General features: G+C 46.1%; 16 protein-coding genes and 1 pseudogene. 12 read left to right on the plus strand and 5 right to left on the minus strand.

All coding sequences use genetic code 11. The features are described 5' to 3' along the window. The first annotated feature begins 11 nt into the window (after window positions 1–11). From pstA to phoU, 3 genes are read left to right on the plus strand one after another with little or no spacing between them, the layout of a single operon-like run. Complete coding sequence (gene pstA / locus CIK04_RS09970) at window positions 12–1,682, plus strand: phosphate ABC transporter permease PstA (protein WP_097353530.1); 1,671 nt, start codon at window positions 12–14, stop codon at window positions 1,680–1,682. Between the two features lies 1 nt (window position 1,683). Next, on the plus strand, window positions 1,684–2,502 hold the full coding sequence (pstB, locus tag CIK04_RS09975) for a phosphate ABC transporter ATP-binding protein PstB (RefSeq protein WP_011078559.1): 819 nt from the start codon (window positions 1,684–1,686) through the stop codon (window positions 2,500–2,502). A 24-nt stretch (window positions 2,503–2,526) separates the two neighbouring features. Then, entirely contained in the window at window positions 2,527–3,225 is a 699-nt protein-coding gene (gene phoU / locus CIK04_RS09980; RefSeq protein WP_017419966.1) for a phosphate signaling complex protein PhoU, read from the plus strand. Between the two features lie 7 nt (window positions 3,226–3,232). Here the strand turns inward: phoU and ppk2 are convergent, their stop codons facing one another. The 3 genes from ppk2 to CIK04_RS09995 form a co-directional block, all read right to left on the minus strand. Then, window positions 3,233–4,009, minus strand: a complete 777-nt coding sequence (gene ppk2 / locus CIK04_RS09985; protein WP_017419967.1) for a polyphosphate kinase 2 — start codon at window positions 4,007–4,009, stop codon at window positions 3,233–3,235. Window positions 4,010–4,062: 53 nt separating this feature from the next. Then, window positions 4,063–4,815, minus strand: coding sequence for a copper homeostasis protein CutC (locus tag CIK04_RS09990; RefSeq protein ID WP_097353529.1), 753 nt, complete (start codon window positions 4,813–4,815; stop codon window positions 4,063–4,065). 261 nt (window positions 4,816–5,076) lie between these two features. Beyond that, complete coding sequence (locus CIK04_RS09995) at window positions 5,077–5,685, minus strand: peroxiredoxin C (RefSeq protein ID WP_011078551.1); 609 nt, start codon at window positions 5,683–5,685, stop codon at window positions 5,077–5,079. 197 nt (window positions 5,686–5,882) lie between these two features. Here CIK04_RS09995 and CIK04_RS10000 point away from each other — a divergent pair, with 197 nt between their 5' ends. The 3 genes from CIK04_RS10000 to aceA all read left to right on the plus strand — a co-directional run bounded on the left by CIK04_RS10000 (window position 5,883) and on the right by aceA (window position 10,471). Then, complete coding sequence (locus CIK04_RS10000) at window positions 5,883–6,788, plus strand: hydrogen peroxide-inducible genes activator (RefSeq protein ID WP_011078550.1); 906 nt, start codon at window positions 5,883–5,885, stop codon at window positions 6,786–6,788. A gap of 607 nt (window positions 6,789–7,395) precedes the next feature. Next, entirely contained in the window at window positions 7,396–9,030 is a 1,635-nt protein-coding gene (gene aceB, locus CIK04_RS10005; protein WP_176463313.1) for a malate synthase A, read from the plus strand. A gap of 127 nt (window positions 9,031–9,157) precedes the next feature. Continuing rightward, window positions 9,158–10,471, plus strand: coding sequence for an isocitrate lyase (aceA, locus tag CIK04_RS10010; protein WP_026050315.1), 1,314 nt, complete (start codon window positions 9,158–9,160; stop codon window positions 10,469–10,471). 106 nt (window positions 10,472–10,577) lie between these two features. Here the strand turns inward: aceA and CIK04_RS10015 are convergent, their stop codons facing one another. After that, complete coding sequence (locus tag CIK04_RS10015) at window positions 10,578–11,033, minus strand: CBS domain-containing protein (RefSeq protein ID WP_017419971.1); 456 nt, start codon at window positions 11,031–11,033, stop codon at window positions 10,578–10,580. Between the two features lie 225 nt (window positions 11,034–11,258). Between CIK04_RS10015 and CIK04_RS10020 the strand changes: the two genes are divergently transcribed. From CIK04_RS10020 to secF, 6 genes are all read left to right on the plus strand, one after another. After that, window positions 11,259–12,461 (plus strand): trypsin-like serine protease, encoded by a 1,203-nt coding sequence (locus CIK04_RS10020; protein ID WP_072608948.1) that lies wholly within the window; start codon window positions 11,259–11,261, stop codon window positions 12,459–12,461. Between the two features lie 215 nt (window positions 12,462–12,676). Further along, window positions 12,677–13,729: a tRNA preQ1(34) S-adenosylmethionine ribosyltransferase-isomerase QueA gene (queA, locus tag CIK04_RS10025; RefSeq protein WP_097353527.1), complete on the plus strand. Its 1,053-nt coding sequence runs from the start codon at window positions 12,677–12,679 to the stop codon at window positions 13,727–13,729. A gap of 216 nt (window positions 13,730–13,945) precedes the next feature. After that, window positions 13,946–15,082, plus strand: a complete 1,137-nt coding sequence (gene tgt, locus CIK04_RS10030) for a tRNA guanosine(34) transglycosylase Tgt (RefSeq protein WP_013572355.1) — start codon at window positions 13,946–13,948, stop codon at window positions 15,080–15,082. A 117-nt stretch (window positions 15,083–15,199) separates the two neighbouring features. After that, window positions 15,200–15,529 (plus strand): preprotein translocase subunit YajC, encoded by a 330-nt coding sequence (yajC, locus tag CIK04_RS10035; protein WP_011078543.1) that lies wholly within the window; start codon window positions 15,200–15,202, stop codon window positions 15,527–15,529. Between the two features lie 21 nt (window positions 15,530–15,550). After that, window positions 15,551–17,407, plus strand: a complete 1,857-nt coding sequence (secD, locus tag CIK04_RS10040; protein ID WP_011078542.1) for a protein translocase subunit SecD — start codon at window positions 15,551–15,553, stop codon at window positions 17,405–17,407. Between the two features lie 14 nt (window positions 17,408–17,421). Further along, window positions 17,422–18,369 (plus strand): protein translocase subunit SecF, encoded by a 948-nt coding sequence (gene secF / locus CIK04_RS10045; RefSeq protein WP_017419974.1) that lies wholly within the window; start codon window positions 17,422–17,424, stop codon window positions 18,367–18,369. Window positions 18,370–18,469: 100 nt separating this feature from the next. Here the strand turns inward: secF and CIK04_RS10050 are convergent. Next, window positions 18,470–18,740 (minus strand): annotated as a pseudogene (locus CIK04_RS10050) (IS4 family transposase); the annotation flags it as partial.

An 18,740-nucleotide genomic window follows, 5' to 3' on the forward strand; every position in this document is an offset into this window, starting at 1 on the left:
GGAGAGCTAGCGTGCTGAAATGGATTCGTTCGGGAGCGCCGTGGATTTGGCTGACAGGGGGGGCGGTCAGCATCAGCTTGCTTTCGGTGTTGGCACTGCTGCTTTTGATCGGTTGGAAGGGGCTTAATTACTTCTGGCCAGCGCCTGTCTATCAGTGGACGATAGTAAAAACCTCACCTCAGTTGTCGCCACAAACATCGGTTGGAAGCCTTGTGATTGGCCAGGTTTATCAGCGAAACCAAGTAGACTCTTCGCAACTGCCGCCATCTTTACAGGCCATTGTGCAAGAAGAGCAAGAAGCTGTTCGTTTGAAGATCAAAGTGGCGAATCGAGGTCTGTATCCCTCCGAATTTATTTCGGTGTTGGAGTCGCAACTTAGTGAACCGACAACTCCGGAAGAGATTGTTGTGTTTGAACGCAGCAGTGGCGGCGATTTCTATGGCCGCTACTTGGCATTTCGTGATGGCGATACTCAGACCAGCGAGAATATTTTTCCATTGTTGCAAGACAAGCTCGAATACGCTGAACGTTTACGTGAAGAAATTGCGCTGGTGGTTGAGCAAAACATCAAACCGTTAAGTTGGAAATTGGAACAGCTCCGTCTGGATAAGCGGCGTAAAGAGCTCAATGGCACGTTGAGCGCCGAGTATTTGCAGCAATATCAAGCAGAACGCGAGCACTATGAGCAGGAGTTGGCCAACTACGACCAGCAGCTTGATGGGTTACGTTTGCAACTCACGGGCTACACGCTGCTGGTGGAAGAAATGAGTGGTAATGTGGTCTCTATTCCTCTCAGTGAAATTTTGGATTTTTGGCAGCCAAACAAAATGAATGTTGGCGATAAAATTGTGCACTGGGGGAGAGAAATTTGGAAATTCCTCTCAGAAAATCCACGAGATTCCAACTCGGCAGGTGGCGTCTTTCCTGCCATATTTGGTACGGTGTTCCTTGTTTTGATCATGTCGATTATTGTGATGCCGTTGGGGGTTATTGCTGCGATCTATCTGCATGAGTACGCCAAAAATAACGCCTTTACTCGTATCATCCGTATCGCAGTCATTAATCTCGCTGGTGTGCCTTCCATTGTGTATGGTGTTTTTGGTTTAGGCTTTTGTGTTTACACCATCGGTAGTTCAATTGATAACCTATTTTATGCAGAGCGCCTTCCTGCTCCAACCTTTGGGACGCCGGGGCTGTTGTGGTCTGCACTGACCTTGGCTGTATTGACGCTGCCCGTGGTCATCGTGACAACGGAAGAAGGATTAACACGCATCCCCAACTCGGTTCGACACGGCTCACTGGCGCTTGGAGCGACGCAATTTGAGACGTTGTGGCGTGTGGTCTTACCGATGGCGACTCCTGCCATCATTACGGGATTGATTTTGGCGATTGCACGCGCGGCAGGAGAAGTGGCACCGTTGATGTTGGTTGGTGTGGTTAAGTTGGCGTCCAGTTTACCCGTGGATGGCCAGTTTCCTTATATCCATCTTGAGCGTAAGTTTATGCATTTGGGCTTTCATATCTATGATGTGGGCTTCCAAACATCTAACATCGAAGCGGCGCGACCACTGGTGTATGCCACGTCCTTTTTATTGGTGACGGTGATTGTCGGCTTGAACTTAACGGCTATCAGTATCCGCAATAATTTACGCGAAAAATATCGAACATTGGGGCAAGACTAAGATGTATTCTTTCAATGACACACTGGGCTACCACGCCCCTTTAGATGTGAATAATCTGCCTGACGATAAAACGGCCATTACGATTGAGAACTTGGATCTGCACTATGGTCAAAGTCAGGCTCTGTACGACATTTCGATGCGCATTCCTAAAGGGAGAGTGACGGCCTTCATCGGTCCGTCAGGTTGTGGTAAGTCAACGTTGCTGCGTTGTATCAACCGCATGAACGATCTGGTGGAAGGATGCAAAGTGACAGGTAGCGTTAAACTGTATGGTAGCAATGTTTACGATCCAAGTGTCGACGTCGCGACCTTAAGGCGTCGGGTTGGGATGGTGTTTCAAAGGCCCAATCCATTTCCTAAATCCATTTATGAAAATGTGGTGTATGGTTTACGTTTGCAAGGTGTGAAAAATAGCCGAACGCTTGATGACGCAGTAGAGCGCTCTTTGCGCTCGGCAGCGTTATGGGATGAAGTGAAAGACCGCCTGCATGAGAATGCCTTTGGTCTCTCTGGCGGGCAACAGCAGCGATTGGTCATTGCCCGAGCGGTCGCCATCGAGCCAGAAGTGCTGTTATTGGATGAACCTACATCGGCTTTGGATCCTATATCAACTTTAACGATTGAAGAGCTTATCAACGACTTAAAGACTCAATATACTGTGGTCATTGTCACTCACAACATGCAGCAAGCTGCGCGAGTCAGCGACTATACTGCCTTTATCCACATGGGTAAGCTTATTGAGTATTCGGACGCAGACACTATCTTCACCTCTCCGATGAAAAAGCAAACTGAAGATTACATTACCGGCCGCTACGGCTAGCACACATTTTAGATAAGGATCGTTATGCATTTCGGGCGTCATATCTCAGGGCAATTCAATGTAGAACTTGAGTCTATTCGTACTCATGTCTTGACGATGGGAGGCTTGGTTGAACAGCAGCTTTCTTTTGCCATGCAAGCGCTGCATAACGACGATATCGACCTTGCCAGACGAGTGGTGCGTGATGATCACAAAGTCAATGCGATGGAAGTTTCCATTGATGATGCCTGCACGAGAATCATTGCCAAGCGCCAGCCAACCGCAAAAGATTTGCGCCTTATCATGGCGATCATCAAAACCATTACCGACTTAGAACGCATTGGTGATGTGGCAACTAAAATGGCCTATGTCGCCATCGAAAGCCCTTCATCAAAAGAGCGTCAGTTTAATGTTTCCTTAGAGCCACTGGCTCGACAAGCTATTCAGATGCTGCACTTGGTGTTAGACGCGTTTGCTCGGATGGACGTGGATGCGGCAGCCGAAGTGCATAAAATGGACGATAAAATTGATGCGGAATATGAGGCGGTGATTCGTCAGCTCATGACGTATATGATGGAAAATCCGAAGAATATCCCCAACATCCTTCAGGTGATGTGGTCTGCTCGTGCTATTGAGCGAGTTGGGGATCGTTGCCAAAATATCTGTGAATACATCATCTATTTCGTCAAGGGAAAAGATGTGCGTCATTTAGGTGATCAAGGGATCAATGACGCACTGAAGTAACTGCGTGCTAATAACGTTCAGGCACAAAAGTCTGCTCTTCAACAGGGGAGCGAACATACCCTTCTTTGTTGAGTTCAGGAAGTGTCACAGGAGGATGAACTACTTCTTGGTAATCAATGCTACTGAGCAGGTGACTAATGCAGTTAAGGCGAGCTCGGCGTTTTTCATCTGAGGGAACGACCCACCACGGGCAATGTTTCGTATCGGTATAAGCAAACATCTCATCTTTTGCTTTGGAATACTCGGCCCATCGATTGCGCGATTCAAGGTCCATTGGGCTAAACTTCCAGCGTTTGATTGGCGTATTGATCCGTTCAATAAATCGTTTCTCTTGCTCTTCGTCAGAAACCGAGAACCAATATTTCAACAGGATGATACCAGAGCGCTGCAGCATGCGTTCAAATTCGGGGCAAGATCGCAGAAACTCTTCGTATTCCTCATCGTTGCAAAATCCCATCACTTTCTCAACACCTGCGCGGTTATACCAGCTGCGGTCAAACAGCACAATTTCACCGCCAGCAGGTAAATGCGCAACATAACGTTGAAAATACCATTGCGTTTTTTCTTTCTCTGTCGGAGCAGGCAATGCTGCGATGCGACAGACTCGAGGATTCAGTTTTTCAGTGATGCGTTTGATGACACCGCCTTTACCAGCGGCATCTCGCCCTTCAAAAATGACGACGACTTTGAGTTTTTTATGCTTAACCCATTCTTGAAGTTTGACTAACTCTATTTGTAAGTTCTCGAGTTCTTGTTCATAGAACTTTTTTTTCAGCTTTCCCATATGCCCTCCTTTGCTTTGTTAAATCATAGCATTGAAGGAGGGAATTCGGGCAGTTAGCGGATTGATTTGAGAGCTAATACGGTATTGCGAATGGTGGCTGTATGAGTTACCGGAACAACAAAATCGTCTTGATCCGCTGCGCCCATCTTGCTCTCAGAAGCAATAAAGGTCATTTTGCTTGGACGAGTGTGCTTGCCTGAAAGATGCAGCTCTTTAACCCCCGTTGTCAGTGTCAGATCGGCAACGTTAGCAGGGGAGACTCCTGCGCCAGCCATGATTGCAAGGCGAGCTTGGCTTTGAACCACGAGCTGAGTCAGCGTTTCTTTACCTAAAGGCGCACTGGCGGCAAGCCCGGAGGTTAAGATTCGCTCGCATCCAAGGTCAATGATTTGCTCTAAAGCGGTAAAGGGATCTCGGCATTGATCAAAAGCACGGTGAAAAGTTACGCCAAGCCCTAGTGAGTGGGCAAGTTCGACCAACACACGCGTTCTTGCGACATCAATCTCGCCGTCTGCTGTCAGCAGGCCAAATACCACGCCTTGTAAGCCCGCCTGTTGAGCAGACAAAATATCTTGCTGCATGATCGCAAACTCATCATCACTGTATAAGAAATCTCCCTGCCTTGGCCTGATCATGGCGTAAACCGGAACAGTCGACAAATTTGCCGTAAGGGTCATAAACCCATAGCTAGGGGTTAGCCCACCTAATGCGAGGGAAGAACAAAGCTCGATACGAGTCGCTCCGCCTTCAATAGCATTGTGTAGAGATTCGATATTATCGATACAAACTTCGACTTGGTAACTCATGTATTTTCGTTTGAATAGAGAGAACAGAAGTTCATCATAGCAGGAGCATGGTGAAGAATAGGGGTAAACTTTTTCTCTTCAATTACCGGGTTTTAGAGGATGTTTTGCGCGAAAAAGAAAAGCCCGATGCAATGCATCGGGCTTTGGAAGGACTTTACTTTATACTGATTGGCGTGTTGCGGTTTCCGCAATCTATTGTTTTATTGCGCTCTTTGAGCGTTTCCAACCATTCACCCGTTTGAGCTCGGGTGTTAAAGAACCTTATTTTTTAAGGTCAGCTGCGTGCTCAGATAGGAACGCTGCAACACCTTGAGGTGATGCGTCCATACCTGCTTTACCTTCTTCCCATTGAGCAGGACATACTTCGCCGTGCTTCTGGTGGAAGTTTAGTGCATCAACCATGCGTAGCATTTCGTCGATGTTACGACCTAGAGGTAGATCGTTCACTACTTGGTGACGTACTAGACCGTCTTCGTCGATTAGGAAAGAACCACGGAAAGCAACACCAGCTTCTGGGTGCTCAACATCGTACGCTTGACAGATTTCGTGTTTAACGTCAGCAATTAGAGGGTATTTAACTTGACCGATACCGCCATTTTCAACTGGCGTGTTACGCCATGCGTTGTGAGAAAACTGAGAGTCGATAGATACACCGATCACTTCAACACCTTTTGCTTTGAAATCTTCGTAACGGTTGTCGAATGCGATCAGTTCAGATGGGCAAACGAAAGTGAAGTCTAGTGGGTAAAAGAAAACAACGGCTTTCTTACCTTTAGTAAACTCTGCAAAATTGAAGTTATCAACGATTTCACCGTTACCTAGAACAGCAGCTGCAGTAAAATCAGGGGCTTGACGACCTACTAGTACCATTTTTTTGCTCCTAAAAATGTCTTATTTCTAAACCAGAGATTAAGTTTTTGGCTTAGTCCGTGTTTGTACGCGACAAACTATAGTACAGATTGTAGTATTGAAAAAAGCGAATTAAATAGATTAACTTCATCGAAAAAAGCGATAAGAGCAATTCTATCGAGTTAATCATACAAACGACGGTAAGTATTAATAATTTTATGAATAAATGGCCCAGTCTGAAGCAGTTACACTATCTTATTACTCTGCATGAAACACGGCATTTTAGTGATGCGGCTGAACGTTGCTTTGTGAGCCAATCGACGTTAAGTAAAGGCATACAAAATTTAGAAGAGTTGATCGGCTGTCCTCTCTATGAGAAGAAAGACAAAAAAAGCCCTTTGGTTTTTACTCAAGCAGGTGAACTGGTTGTAATGCATGGTAGAGAGCTATTGGCAAAGGGGCAAGACTTGGTTGAACTGGGTAGCCTTTGTCAAGGAGACAGCATGCAAGGGCAATTGAAACTAGGCTGTATTCCTACCATCGCTCCATTTTTGTTGTGCGATTTAGTACAAGAGATTAATCAACGTTTTCCTCAACTGAATCTTCTATTGCGTGAAGATACAACAACCAACTTGTTGACGGCTTTACGTCATGGTGAACTGGACGTATTGATCCTCGCTTTACCGGTTGAGATCGATGGGATGGAAAGTCGCGTTGTCGGACAAGATCCTTTCAAAATGGTGATTAGCCGCCATCAAGCTGGGGCAATTAAAGTTCCGATCAAATACGATGATCTTCCCGATGAATCGGTTTTCCTACTGGAAAAAGAACATTGTCTCACTGAGCACGCGGTGTCGGCCTGTAAACTGACTGATAAAGAGAAGATCAATCCTTTCAGCGCGACCAGTTTGCATACCTTAGTGCAAATGGTGGCAAATGGACTTGGCACTACCTTTATTCCTCAGATGGCCATCGATCACGGCCTGCTGGACAACCAAAACTTAGTGGTGATCGAGCCTCCTGGCCAGCAAGCTTATCGTGATATTGGGCTGGTTTGGCGGCCAAGTTCTTCACGCAGTAAAACATTTAATCAACTTGCAGAGGTTGTTTCAGAACTGCTTTAGCAAATAGTAGTAGCCAACAAATCGCCGTAATGAATAAAAAGCGCACTAATTTTAGTGCGCTTTTTAGTATTTTATTCTGATGGTGTAGTTTGACTTGTAAAATTTCACATAACTTTCTTAATGAAGCTTTCATAAAATTGTGAAATTTCACATTGTTAATTTTACATATACAACTTGTTTCTTTGTTTAAACTTCCACCTCAAATCTCTCTCGAAGTCTTAACTCTACAGGCTTTCACTCCTTTTGGATGAATTCATACGCTTGTTTAAAACTGATTTTTGTAAGCTCACTTTATGTAATTAAATTACGTAATTAATTACATATTGATATCAAAAATCAAGCACTTGTTTGAAACGGAATAAAACTTTGAATTTAACCTTTTGTTTACTTTTGAGCTTTTACTCTAATGGTTGTTGGTGTAAGTTATTTAAATGCTTGTAAGACTTATGTCTAGATTGTCATGTGACGTCTCATCATGGATGTTATAAGCGTAAAGACGAAGTGCTAGATGGATTTTTGAACAGGATGTAGTTTGGTTTTTTGTGGTTTAAAACTTACAAATGTTGTTCTGAAATCGTCGTAAAGCAAAATGAAAGGAAGAAGAATGATGCTTGCTCAAACGCCCGAAAAAGAAAACACACAGGCTGAACAACAGACCCAAGGCATGCTTGAAGTAACAGGAACCCTGTCTCCTGAACATCAAGCTATTTTCCCTGTTGAAGCCCAAACCTTTTTATCTCAGCTGTGTGAGCGATTCTCATCGCGCGTCGATCAATTGTTAACTGCCCGAGAAGAGAGACAGAACAAGATCGACCAAGGAGAGTTACCTGATTTTCTTGCAGAGACTCAGGATATTCGAGAAGGGAGCTGGAAAATTTTGGGGATTCCCAACGATCTACAAGATCGTCGAGTCGAAATTACCGGGCCAACTGATCGCAAAATGGTGATCAACGCTCTAAACGCCAATGTAAAAGTCTTCATGGCGGATTTCGAAGACTCGATGTCTCCAGCTTGGGATAAGGTGTTGGATGGCCAGATCAACTTGCGTGATGCGGTCAATGGCACCATCTCTTATACCAACCCTGACAATGGCAAGCATTATCAGCTGGCGGAAAATCCAGCGGTGTTGATCTGCCGTGTTCGCGGCCTTCATCTAAAAGAAAAGCATGTAACGTGGCACGGTCAGATCATTCCAGGTTCCTTATTTGATTTTGCACTTTATTTCTTTAACAACCACAAAGCGTTGTTGAAAAAAGGCAGTGGTCCTTACTTCTATCTTCCCAAGTTACAGTCTCATCATGAGGCGAAATGGTGGAGTGAAGTGTTCCATTTCACCGAAGAGTATTTCGGTTTGGATACCGGCACCATCAAAGCCACGGTATTGATCGAGACGCTGCCTGCCGTCTTTGAAATGGATGAGATTCTCTTCTCGTTAAAAGAACATATTGTTGGCCTCAACTGTGGCCGTTGGGATTACATTTTTAGCTACATCAAAACGTTGAAGAAGCACCCAGACCGTGTGCTGCCGGATCGTCAGGTGGTGACCATGGACAAGCCGTTCTTAAATGCTTATTCGCGTTTACTTGTCCGCACTTGTCATAAACGTGGCGCGTTTGCGATGGGAGGGATGGCCGCCTTTATTCCAGCCAAAGATCCACAAGAGAATCAAAAGGTATTGGATAAGATCCAGAACGATAAATCACTCGAAGCCAGCAATGGCCATGATGGCACTTGGGTTGCGCATCCTGGTTTAGCCGACACCGCCATGGACGTGTTTAATCGTGCTCTAGGTGAGCGTAAAAACCAGCTTGATGTCACTCGCCAAGACGATGCGCCGATTACAGCTAAACAGTTACTGGAGCCTTGTGATGGAGCAAGAACAGAACAAGGTATGAGACACAATATTCGTGTTGCATTGCAGTACATCGAGGCATGGATCTCGGGTAATGGCTGTGTACCGATTTATGGCTTGATGGAAGATGCAGCGACCGCAGAAATCTCACGCGCTTCTATCTGGCAGTGGATTCAACATAGTAAGTCGTTAGATAACGGTGAAATGGTGACCAAAGCGCTGTTTAAGCGTTACCTCGACGAAGAGATTCAGGTCGTGAAACAAGAAGTGGGGGAGACTCGTTTTGGCTCAGGCCGTTTCCATGAGGCCGCAGAGTTGATGGCTAGCCTGACCATCAGCGACGAGCTAACCAATTTCTTAACCGTACCGGGGTATGACTACCTAGATTAATGAATAAACCAATCAACAACCAATAACGTGAACCTTCATTGGCGGATCAGGATGTACCGCTAACGAAATGGACTATATAGCGCACTTAATTTTAATAATCAGCGCTCATCAATAGAGGGAAAGACCGATGACTAATTTAACTCGCCGCCAACAAATCGAAGCTCTAGAAAAAGATTGGGCAACCAATCCTCGCTGGAAACATGTTAAACGTACCTACACGGCAGAAGAAGTGGTGGCATTGCGTGGCTCCATGGTGCCAGCCAATACCATTGCACAGCGTGGTGCAGATAAGCTTTGGTCTCTGGTAAACGGTAGCTCGAAAAAAGGTTATGTGAACTGTCTAGGCGCACTAACAGGTGGCCAAGCGGTGCAGCAAGCTAAGGCGGGCATTGAAGCGATTTACCTATCAGGTTGGCAGGTTGCAGCGGATAACAATACGGCTTCAACCATGTATCCTGATCAATCTCTTTACCCCGTTGATTCGGTCCCTTCGGTAGTAAAACGCATTAACAACTCGTTCCGCCGCGCAGATCAAATCCAATGGTCGAATGGTAAATCGCCAGAAGAAGGCGGAATTGATTACTTCTTGCCTATTGTTGCCGATGCAGAAGCGGGCTTTGGTGGTGTGCTCAATGCGTATGAGCTAATGAAGTCGATGATTGAAGCCGGGGCTGCTGGTGTGCACTTTGAAGACCAATTGGCTTCGGTGAAAAAATGTGGCCACATGGGCGGTAAAGTATTGGTTCCAACGCAAGAAGCGGTGCAAAAACTGGTTGCTGCGCGTCTAGCCGCCGATGTTGCTGGCACAACGACCCTCGTTATTGCACGTACCGACGCTAACGCAGCAGATCTTCTCACTTCTGACTGTGACCCATACGATGCGGACTTTATTGTTGGCGAACGCACTCAGGAAGGTTTCTATCGTGTTCGTGCAGGGATTGACCAAGCGATCTCACGTGGCCTTGCTTATGCGCCGTATGCGGATCTTATCTGGTGTGAAACGGCAACGCCTTGTCTTGAAGAAGCGCGTAAGTTTGCTGAGGCGATTCATGCCGAATACCCAGACCAACTGTTGGCATACAACTGCTCGCCATCATTTAACTGGGAGAAGAACTTGGATGCAGAGACCATTGCTAAGTTCCAACAAGAACTTGCAGATATGGGCTACAAGTACCAGTTCATCACCCTAGCTGGTATTCACAACATGTGGTTCAACATGTTTGAACTGGCACACGCATATGCTCAAGGTGAAGGCATGCGTCACTACGTCGAGAAAGTTCAGCGTCCTGAATTTGAAGCGGCGGAAAAAGGCTACACCTTCGTTGCACACCAACAAGAAGTGGGTACGGGTTACTTTGATAAGATGACCAACACCATCCAAGGTGGTAACTCTTCAGTCACGGCACTGACGGGCTCTACCGAAGAAGACCAGTTCCATTAATACCTTTCCATCTTTAGGTATTAACCACTGCATGAGCGGCGAAAGCCGCTCTTTTTCTTGTCCTATCAGGACAAACAGGTGCTCACTGATAAGAGTGTAGAGTGAGTTATAAATCGTCCTCGACTTCTAACTCTTCTGGCTCGGCTTCTTCTTGCAGCTCTAGTAAATTGATCGCGATAGTGACGAAATCAGTGTCGGTAATGATTCCCACTAAGTGCCCTTTTTCAACCACTGGCAAACATCCCACTTTGTGTTTTTGCATGTAGAGTGCACTTTCTTTTAAACCTGCTTTAGGTTCTACCGTCATAATGCTGGTATGCATCATCTCATAGAGAGGGGTTGCTAGGGTGAAAGATGACTCTTGCGATACACGGTTGAGGCTTGATTCTTGAGCGGCGAGTATGTCTCGTTGGGTGACAATACCGAGCAACTGTTTGTTCGCATCGACAACGGGAATGTGTCGAATATCCAGTGCTTCCATCATATTTTTGGCGTCACCTAATGTGTGTGAACGCAACAAGGTATGAGGGTGGCGAGTCATCATATCTTCGACTTTTATCATGGTGTCCTCCTAGAGTTCCGTTCTCTTTTTACTATAGAAACAAATGGCATAAATATCTGGGAGCTAGACCATTTTTCCGCAACAAAATTGATGCGAGTCAGTTTGCATTTTGGGCGTAAGTGTTGCGTTCTAAGCGAGTGTGGAAAAGACATTCCTCGCACATTTTCGGGCAAGGGATTTCACAATTAAACAGGCTGCATGAATATGAGCTCAGTTGAGCGATAAGTGGTCTTTATTATGTGGAAAAAAACAGTTCTTTTGTCAGGGATGTTGGCGATCAGCAGTGGTGCCCAAGCCATTATTATGGGGGAGGCGGATCCGGATGCAACGTATCGAGTGACCATTCGTGCCAGTAATATGGCCGAATTTCCAATTTGTGGCGGAACGGTCGTCGCTCCTCGCTGGGTGTTGACCGCAGCACACTGTGTGGTGATGGGCGAAGGCACCAATGTCGCCAGTTACTATGTGACGAAGCCTAGTGAGATTTCAGTCACGGCGAGAACACCGGATCTTAATAGTTCAACAACGGACAATTACTTCACTGTTTCACATGTGGTGGTGCACCCGAAATATACTCGCTTAACGGAATATAAGAAGAATAACGACGATAGCTATACTTTGGTTAGCACCAGTTTAGATAGCGATGTTGCTCTACTTTATCTCGATCGCCCCGTTACCGGAGCGCCTCTCTCAAATTTGCCTACAGCAGCAGAAATGAGCGAGATAGAAAGCCGACTCAATAAAGAATGGGATGATGAGTTTGCTACCAACGTCCGAGTAAAAAATGTCACCGCGTCTGGGTGGGGGGCAACTGTCGCGGATGCGTCAACTCCAGCCATCACTTTGCAAAAAACACAGTTAACTTATCTGCCCATAGCAAATTGCTATCAACGATTAGAGCTAGGTAACCACTTACCGGGTATTATTGAAGCTCCCACCAATGTGACCAAAATTTGCACCATGCCCAATGAAGTGTTGCCTTGGCAGCCAGATGAACGCACTCAATATGGCAATAATGTGTGTAAAGGCGACAGTGGTGGTCCTTTGATTGACGACGTCACTGGCAAACAAATTGGTATTGTCAGCGGCATCCCGCTCATTACGCCGATTTGCGCCTCGGTTACGCAGCCGAGTTTTTACACCAGAGTGAGCAATTACTACGACTGGATTCAAAGTTATATTACCGCGACTAACCCTCCAAGCAGTCACATTCTAAAACCAGACTTCATTTTGAATGCGGGTTCTGGTGGTGGCAGTGGTTCCGGTGGTGATAATGGCAATGGGACAGACGGAAATGGCGAAGGTTGCCACGGGGGAATTTCAACCAACAGTTGCAGTTTTACTGGTACTGCAGAAGGTGGAAGCCTTGGCGCGTTGACGCTTTTCGCCCTGTTTGTGCTGGGTAGATATCGTCGAAAAGTCGCTTAACTTAGCCACAAGTTGTGTTTGCTATGTCTACGCTCCACTCATTTGAGAGGAGCGTTATTCTTTCTTTGCGTCCCCCTCAAGCTGGCGGGAAGTTGTTACATTCTCAATCTGAACTTTTCTTGCTATTGACTGGTCTCGCTCTATACTAGCCCACTGCGAAAATTTTACTCGCAACAGAATTCCTTTATTTCGACAAATTTACCAAGAGCAGTAGCATGCAAGTTTCAGATTTTCACTTTGACTTACCTGACGAACTGATCGCTCGTTATCCTCAATCGGAGCGTACCGCCAGTCGTCTACTTCAGCTAAATGGCAACACCGGCGCTGTAAAAGATGGCTCGTTCAAAGATGTGTTGGAGCTGGTTCAAGCGGGGGATCTTGTGGTGTTTAACAACACGCGAGTGATTCCTGCACGCATGTTTGGTCGTAAAGAATCTGGCGGCAAGTTGGAAGTCTTGGTCGAGCGCATGCTTGATGAGAAGCGCTTCCTCGCGCATGTACGCAGTTCTAAGTCTCCGAAACCGGGTACGTTAGTCTTTCTTGGAGAAGAGGACCAATACTCAGCAGAGATGGTGGCGCGTCAAGATGCGTTGTTTGAGCTCCATTTAAAGGCAGACAAAACCATTCTCGAAGTGTTGGAAGAAATTGGCCATATGCCTCTTCCTCCTTACATTGATCGTCCAGATGAGGATGCGGATAAAGAGCGTTACCAAACGGTTTATAACCAAAAACCGGGTGCGGTGGCTGCCCCGACGGCAGGATTGCATTTTGACAATCAACTGCTTGAGCAGATCAAAGCCAAAGGCGCTGAGTTTGCTTACGTGACGTTGCATGTCGGCGCTGGCACATTTCAGCCAGTGAAAGTGGATAATATTCTTGAGCATCACATGCACTCTGAATATGCTGAAGTGTCGCAAGAGGTGGTGGATGCGATTAAAACCACAAAAGCGCGGGGTGGCCGCGTCATCGCGGTTGGCACCACATCAGTTCGCTCTTTAGAGAGCGCGGCGCAAGAGTCGTTGAAAAACGGCACTGAGTTGATGCCTTTCTTTGGCGATACAGAAATTTTCATTTTTCCAGGCTATCAATATCAATTGGTGGACTGCTTGATCACTAATTTCCATTTGCCAGAATCGACGCTGATTATGCTGGTGAGTGCATTTGCTGGTTATGACCATACCATGAATGCGTATCAGCATGCCGTGGCCAATCAATATCGCTTTTTCTCTTACGGGGATGCGATGTTCATTGAGAAGAAAACGCAATAAGCAATAACAAGCGCAACAAATCTTATCTAAAGTGAAGTAAGTTTCATTTTAGTGGTGCAGATCGGGATAATCTTGGCTGCATGAAAAACGAGTGCTAGCAGCAGGCTAGAGGGATGGATTCACTCCATTTTTTCGCAAGGAAAACGCGACCGCTCTGGTGGGACGGAAACGTCCGTGACAAAACCGTCAGACTGTTTCTCTGACGTTGGAGGCTTCGTGAAATTAAAATTTGATCTTAAAAAGAAAAATGGCAATGCCCGTCGTGGTCAATTGACATTTGAGCGTGGAACTGTGCAAACCCCGGCGTTTATGCCTGTCGGTACTTACGGTACGGTTAAAGGTATGACACCAGAAGAAGTCAAAGAGACGGGTGCAGAAATTCTACTAGGTAACACATTCCACTTATGGCTGCGTCCTGGCCAAGAAGTGATGAAAATGCACGGCGATCTGCACGATTTCATGAACTGGCAAGGTCCTATCTTGACTGACTCAGGCGGTTTCCAAGTATTCAGCCTTGGTGATATTCGTAAAATCACCGAGGAAGGTGTGCATTTCCGCAACCCAGTCAACGGTGACAAGATTTTCATGGATGCTGAGAAATCGATGGAAATTCAAAAAGACCTCGGTTCTGACATCGTAATGATTTTCGATGAGTGTACGCCTTACCCTGCGACTCACGCTGAAGCGAAAAAATCGATGGAAATGTCTCTGCGTTGGGCTCAACGCTCGCGTGACCATTTCGATAAGCTTGAAAACCCGAACAACTTGTTTGGTATTGTTCAAGGCGGTGTCTATGAAGATCTCCGTGATGTGTCAGTTAAAGGGCTAACAGAGATTGGTTTTGATGGCTACGCGGTTGGTGGTCTGGCGGTTGGTGAACCTAAAGAAGACATGCATCGCGTACTTGAGCACACCTGTCCTCAGTTACCAGAAGATAAACCACGTTACCTAATGGGCGTGGGCAAACCAGAAGACTTGGTTGAAGGGGTTCGTCGCGGTATCGACATGTTTGACTGTGTAATGCCAACGCGAAATGCACGTAATGGACACCTATTTGTGACTGGTGGTGTGATCAAGATCCGTAATGCGACACATAAAACGGATACAACCCCTCTCGATCCGCACTGTGACTGTTACACTTGCAAAAATTACTCTAAGTCGTATCTGCACCACTTGGACCGTTGTAATGAAATCCTTGGTGCTCGCTTAAACACTATCCATAACCTGCGTTATTACCAACGTCTCATGGAAAGCATTCGTAAAGCGATTGATGAAGATCGCTTCGAGCAGTTTGTGGAAGAGTTCTACGCTCGACGTAATCGCGAAGTGCCACCACTCGGTAAACAGGCATAAATTCGCAATAGTAAAAAAGTGTTACGCCATCTTGTTTTTGTGAGTGAACTCGCTTGAAAATGAGGTGGCGTTACCCAATTTATTGGATTATTAATAAAAATTAATGAGGATGTTTTAATGTTTATCTCTCAAGCTCACGCAGCAGCAGAAGGCGCACAACAAGGTGGCATGTTTGAAATGCTGATCATGTTGGGTATGTTCGGTGTGATTTTCTACTTCATGATTTACCGTCCACAAGCAAAACGTGTTAAAGAGCACAAGAGCCTAATGGCATCCATGGGTAAAGGTGATGAAGTTCTGACCAATGGTGGTCTTGTGGGTAAAATCACTAAGATTGCAGAAGACAATGACTTCGTGACAATCGAACTTAACCCAAACAACGAAGTTGTGATCAAAAAAGACTTCGTTACCGCTGTGCTACCAAAAGGTACGCTTAAATCTCTATAAAACAGCTAGAGGATCCTCGCTGTGCTGAACCGTTATCCTTTATGGAAGTACTTGATGGTTATGTTTGCCATTGCCATCGCTGCCTTGTACGCACTTCCAAATATCTACGGTGAAGATCCGGCAATTCAAGTTACAGGGGCGCGTGGCGCCTCTGTAGATATGTCAACGCTGGATGCTGTCACTAACGCTCTTAATAAAGAGAATCTTTCCCATAAATCCATTGCTTTAGAGAATGGATCCATTCTTGTTCGTTTTAACGACACCGATACGCAAATTAGTGCTCGTGATGTGATCAGTGAAGCGTTGGGTAAAGACAAAATTGTTGCTTTGAACTTAGCACCTTCAACGCCAGATTGGCTTGAATCGATTGGTGCTGCTCCTATGAAACTGGGTCTTGACCTACGTGGTGGTGTGCACTTCTTGATGGAAGTGGATATGGATGCCGCGATGGAAAAGCTGGTGGGCCAACAAGAAGATGCTTTCCGCAGTGAACTTCGTGATGCAAAAATTCGCTATCGCTCCATTCGCCCTGTTGGCAGTGATGCGATCGAAGTGTTGCTCAGAGATGGTGAAGAGCTATCTCAAGCGAAACGTGAGCTTGAAAAATTGCATCCTGATATGGCTTTTGTTGAATCCGACAAAGATGGCCGTTACGCCTTAATTGCTACCTTTACTGAAACCCGTCTGCAAGAAATCCGTAACTACGCTGTTGAACAGAACATCACCATTCTACGTAATCGTGTGAATGAACTAGGTGTTGCTGAACCTTTGGTTCAACGTCAAGGTGCTAGCCGTATCGTGGTTGAACTACCTGGTGTGCAAGATACTGCTCGTGCCAAAGAAATTTTAGGTGCGACAGCAACACTAGAATTCCGTGAAGTGGATGACAAAGCGGATCTTGCCGCTGCGGCAAGTGGCCGAGCGCCAGCGGGCAGCGAAATCAAGCAAGATCGCAATGGTCGTCCTGTGGTGTTGAAGAAACGCGTTATTCTCAGTGGTGCAAGCATTACCGATGCAAGTTCAAGTGTTGATGAATATGGTCGTCCGCAAGTAAACATCTCGCTAGACAGCGAAGGTGGTAACAAGATGGCTGCGTTTTCGAAGAAAAACATTGGCAAGCTAATGGCTACCGTGTTTGCGGAATACAAAGACAGCGGTCGTAAATCTCCAGAAGGCAAAGTCATTTTGACCAAGCATGAGGAAGTCATTAACCAAGCCACGATCCAGTCGGCTCTTGGTCGTAACTTCCGCATCACGGGTATCGATTCTGCTGCTGAAGCACATAACCTTGCGTTGCTACTGCGCGCTGGTGCTTTAATCGCACCTATCTCAATCGTTGAAGAGCGTACCATTGGTCCATCAATGGGTCAGCAAAACATCGATATGGGTATCCAAGCGTGTATTTGGGGTATGGTTGCCGTGATGCTGTTCACACTGCTTTACTACCGCAAGTTTGGTCTTATTGCCAACGTCGCCTTGATGGCAAACCTTGTCCTGATCATCGGCGTGATGTCCATGATTCCAGGTGCGACGATGACGCTACCAGGTATTGCCGGTATTGTTTTAACGGTCGGTATGGCGGTCGATGCAAACGTACTGATCTTTGAGCGTATTCGTGAAGAGCTGCGTGAAGGTCGCAATCCTCAGCAAGCGATTCACCAAGGTTATGCCAACGCATTTAGCACCATTGCGGATGCGAACATCACAACCTTGATTACCGCGATTATTCTATTTGCCGTCGGTACGGGTGCAATCAAAGGCTTTGCTGTGACGCTCTCCATCGGTATTTTGACCTCAATGTTTACAGCCATTATTGGTACACGTTGTATCGTGAACCTGCTTTATGGTGGTAAACGCATTAATAAATTGTCGATCTAAGGCTGGGAATTGTTATGTTTCAAATTCTAAAAGCAGAGAAAACGATCGACTTTATGCGTTGGTCGAAGTTCGCATTCATCTTCTCTTTATTGATGATCGGTGCGTCGATTTTTACTCTCTCAACCAAATGGTTGAACTGGGGCCTGGACTTTACAGGCGGTACGCTGATTGAAGTGGGCTTTGAGCAGCCAGCGAACCTTGAAGAGATCCGTAGTGCACTTGAGGCCAAAGGTTTTGGTGACGCAACGGTACAGAACTTTGGTTCTGCTCGCGATGTCATGGTTCGCCTTCGCCCTCGTGAAGATATGGCAGGTGAAACCTTAGGGAACCAAATCCTAAGTGCGATCAAAGAAGGTACGGGTAAAGCTGTCGAGATGCGCCGCATTGAGTTCGTTGGCCCAAATGTGGGTGATGAGCTGACAGAAGCCGGTGGTCTGGCGATCTTGGTGTCGTTGATCTGTATCTTGATCTACGTTTCGATGCGTTTTGAATGGCGTTTGGCGGCAGGTGCGGTAATGGCGCTAGCACATGACGTCATCATCACATTGGGTGTGTTCTCTTTGATGCAAATTGAAGTCGATCTCACCATTGTGGCAGCATTGCTGACGGTGGTGGGTTACTCACTCAACGATACCATTGTTGTATTTGACCGTATTCGTGAAAATTTCCGCAAAATGCGTAAGGGTGAACCTGCTGAGATCATGAACAGCTCGATCACACAAACACTAAGCCGTACGTTGATTACCTCAGGTACGACCTTATTTGTGGTGATTGCACTGTTTGTTCAAGGTGGGGCGATGATTCACGGTTTCGCGACCGCATTGCTACTTGGTATTACCGTCGGTACTTACTCTTCTATCTATGTGGCATCCGCTTTGGCGCTCAAACTGGGTATCCAGAAAGAGCACTTAATGCCACCGCAAGTCGAGAAAGAGGGTGCAGAATTCGAAGAGATGCCTTAATACTCTGCTCGAATCATCGATTGAAGCCACTGCGATTGCAGTGGCTTTTTGTTACTTTAACGGCGATATAAAAAAGCCCCCGCATAATGCGCAATGTAGTTCACTTAAGAGGAGCTGCCTTGCGATTAACAGGATATCGGGTCTTTGATATTTTTACCGCCCTAGGCCGATTTGGCTTAGGGCGTTTGTCTATAAAAAGGATGGATAAGTCTCCGCGCAGACTTTTTAGACGCTTCGGTGTATTACCTGGAGATACCGCTTTGCTCATTACTTTCAGTTGACTAGCGATGAACTGACAAGCGTATTTAAAACTGATTTCATTGGCCATTCGACCATGTGCTACGGCCGCTTGACTGGCTTCTCGTCTTACC

Source organism: Vibrio sp. 03_296 (assembly GCF_002265885.1).

Bases quoted from the DNA above. Each gene is read 5' to 3' on its own strand.
- aceA (WP_026050315.1), top strand. From the start codon at position 9,158: ATGACTAATTTAACTCGCCGCCAACAAATCGAAGCTCTAGAAAAAGAT.
- ppk2 (WP_017419967.1), bottom strand. From the start codon at position 4,009: ATGGGAAAGCTGAAAAAAAAGTTCTATGAACAAGAACTCGAGAACTTA.
- CIK04_RS10015 (WP_017419971.1), bottom strand. From the start codon at position 11,033: ATGATAAAAGTCGAAGATATGATGACTCGCCACCCTCATACCTTGTTG.
- pstB (WP_011078559.1), top strand. From the start codon at position 1,684: ATGTATTCTTTCAATGACACACTGGGCTACCACGCCCCTTTAGATGTG.
- CIK04_RS10000 (WP_011078550.1), top strand. From the start codon at position 5,883: ATGAATAAATGGCCCAGTCTGAAGCAGTTACACTATCTTATTACTCTG.
- aceB (WP_176463313.1), top strand. From the start codon at position 7,396: ATGCTTGCTCAAACGCCCGAAAAAGAAAACACACAGGCTGAACAACAG.
- CIK04_RS09995 (WP_011078551.1), bottom strand. From the start codon at position 5,685: ATGGTACTAGTAGGTCGTCAAGCCCCTGATTTTACTGCAGCTGCTGTT.
- phoU (WP_017419966.1), top strand. From the start codon at position 2,527: ATGCATTTCGGGCGTCATATCTCAGGGCAATTCAATGTAGAACTTGAG.
- CIK04_RS09990 (WP_097353529.1), bottom strand. From the start codon at position 4,815: ATGAGTTACCAAGTCGAAGTTTGTATCGATAATATCGAATCTCTACAC.
- queA (WP_097353527.1), top strand. From the start codon at position 12,677: ATGCAAGTTTCAGATTTTCACTTTGACTTACCTGACGAACTGATCGCT.
- secF (WP_017419974.1), top strand. From the start codon at position 17,422: ATGTTTCAAATTCTAAAAGCAGAGAAAACGATCGACTTTATGCGTTGG.
- yajC (WP_011078543.1), top strand. From the start codon at position 15,200: ATGTTTATCTCTCAAGCTCACGCAGCAGCAGAAGGCGCACAACAAGGT.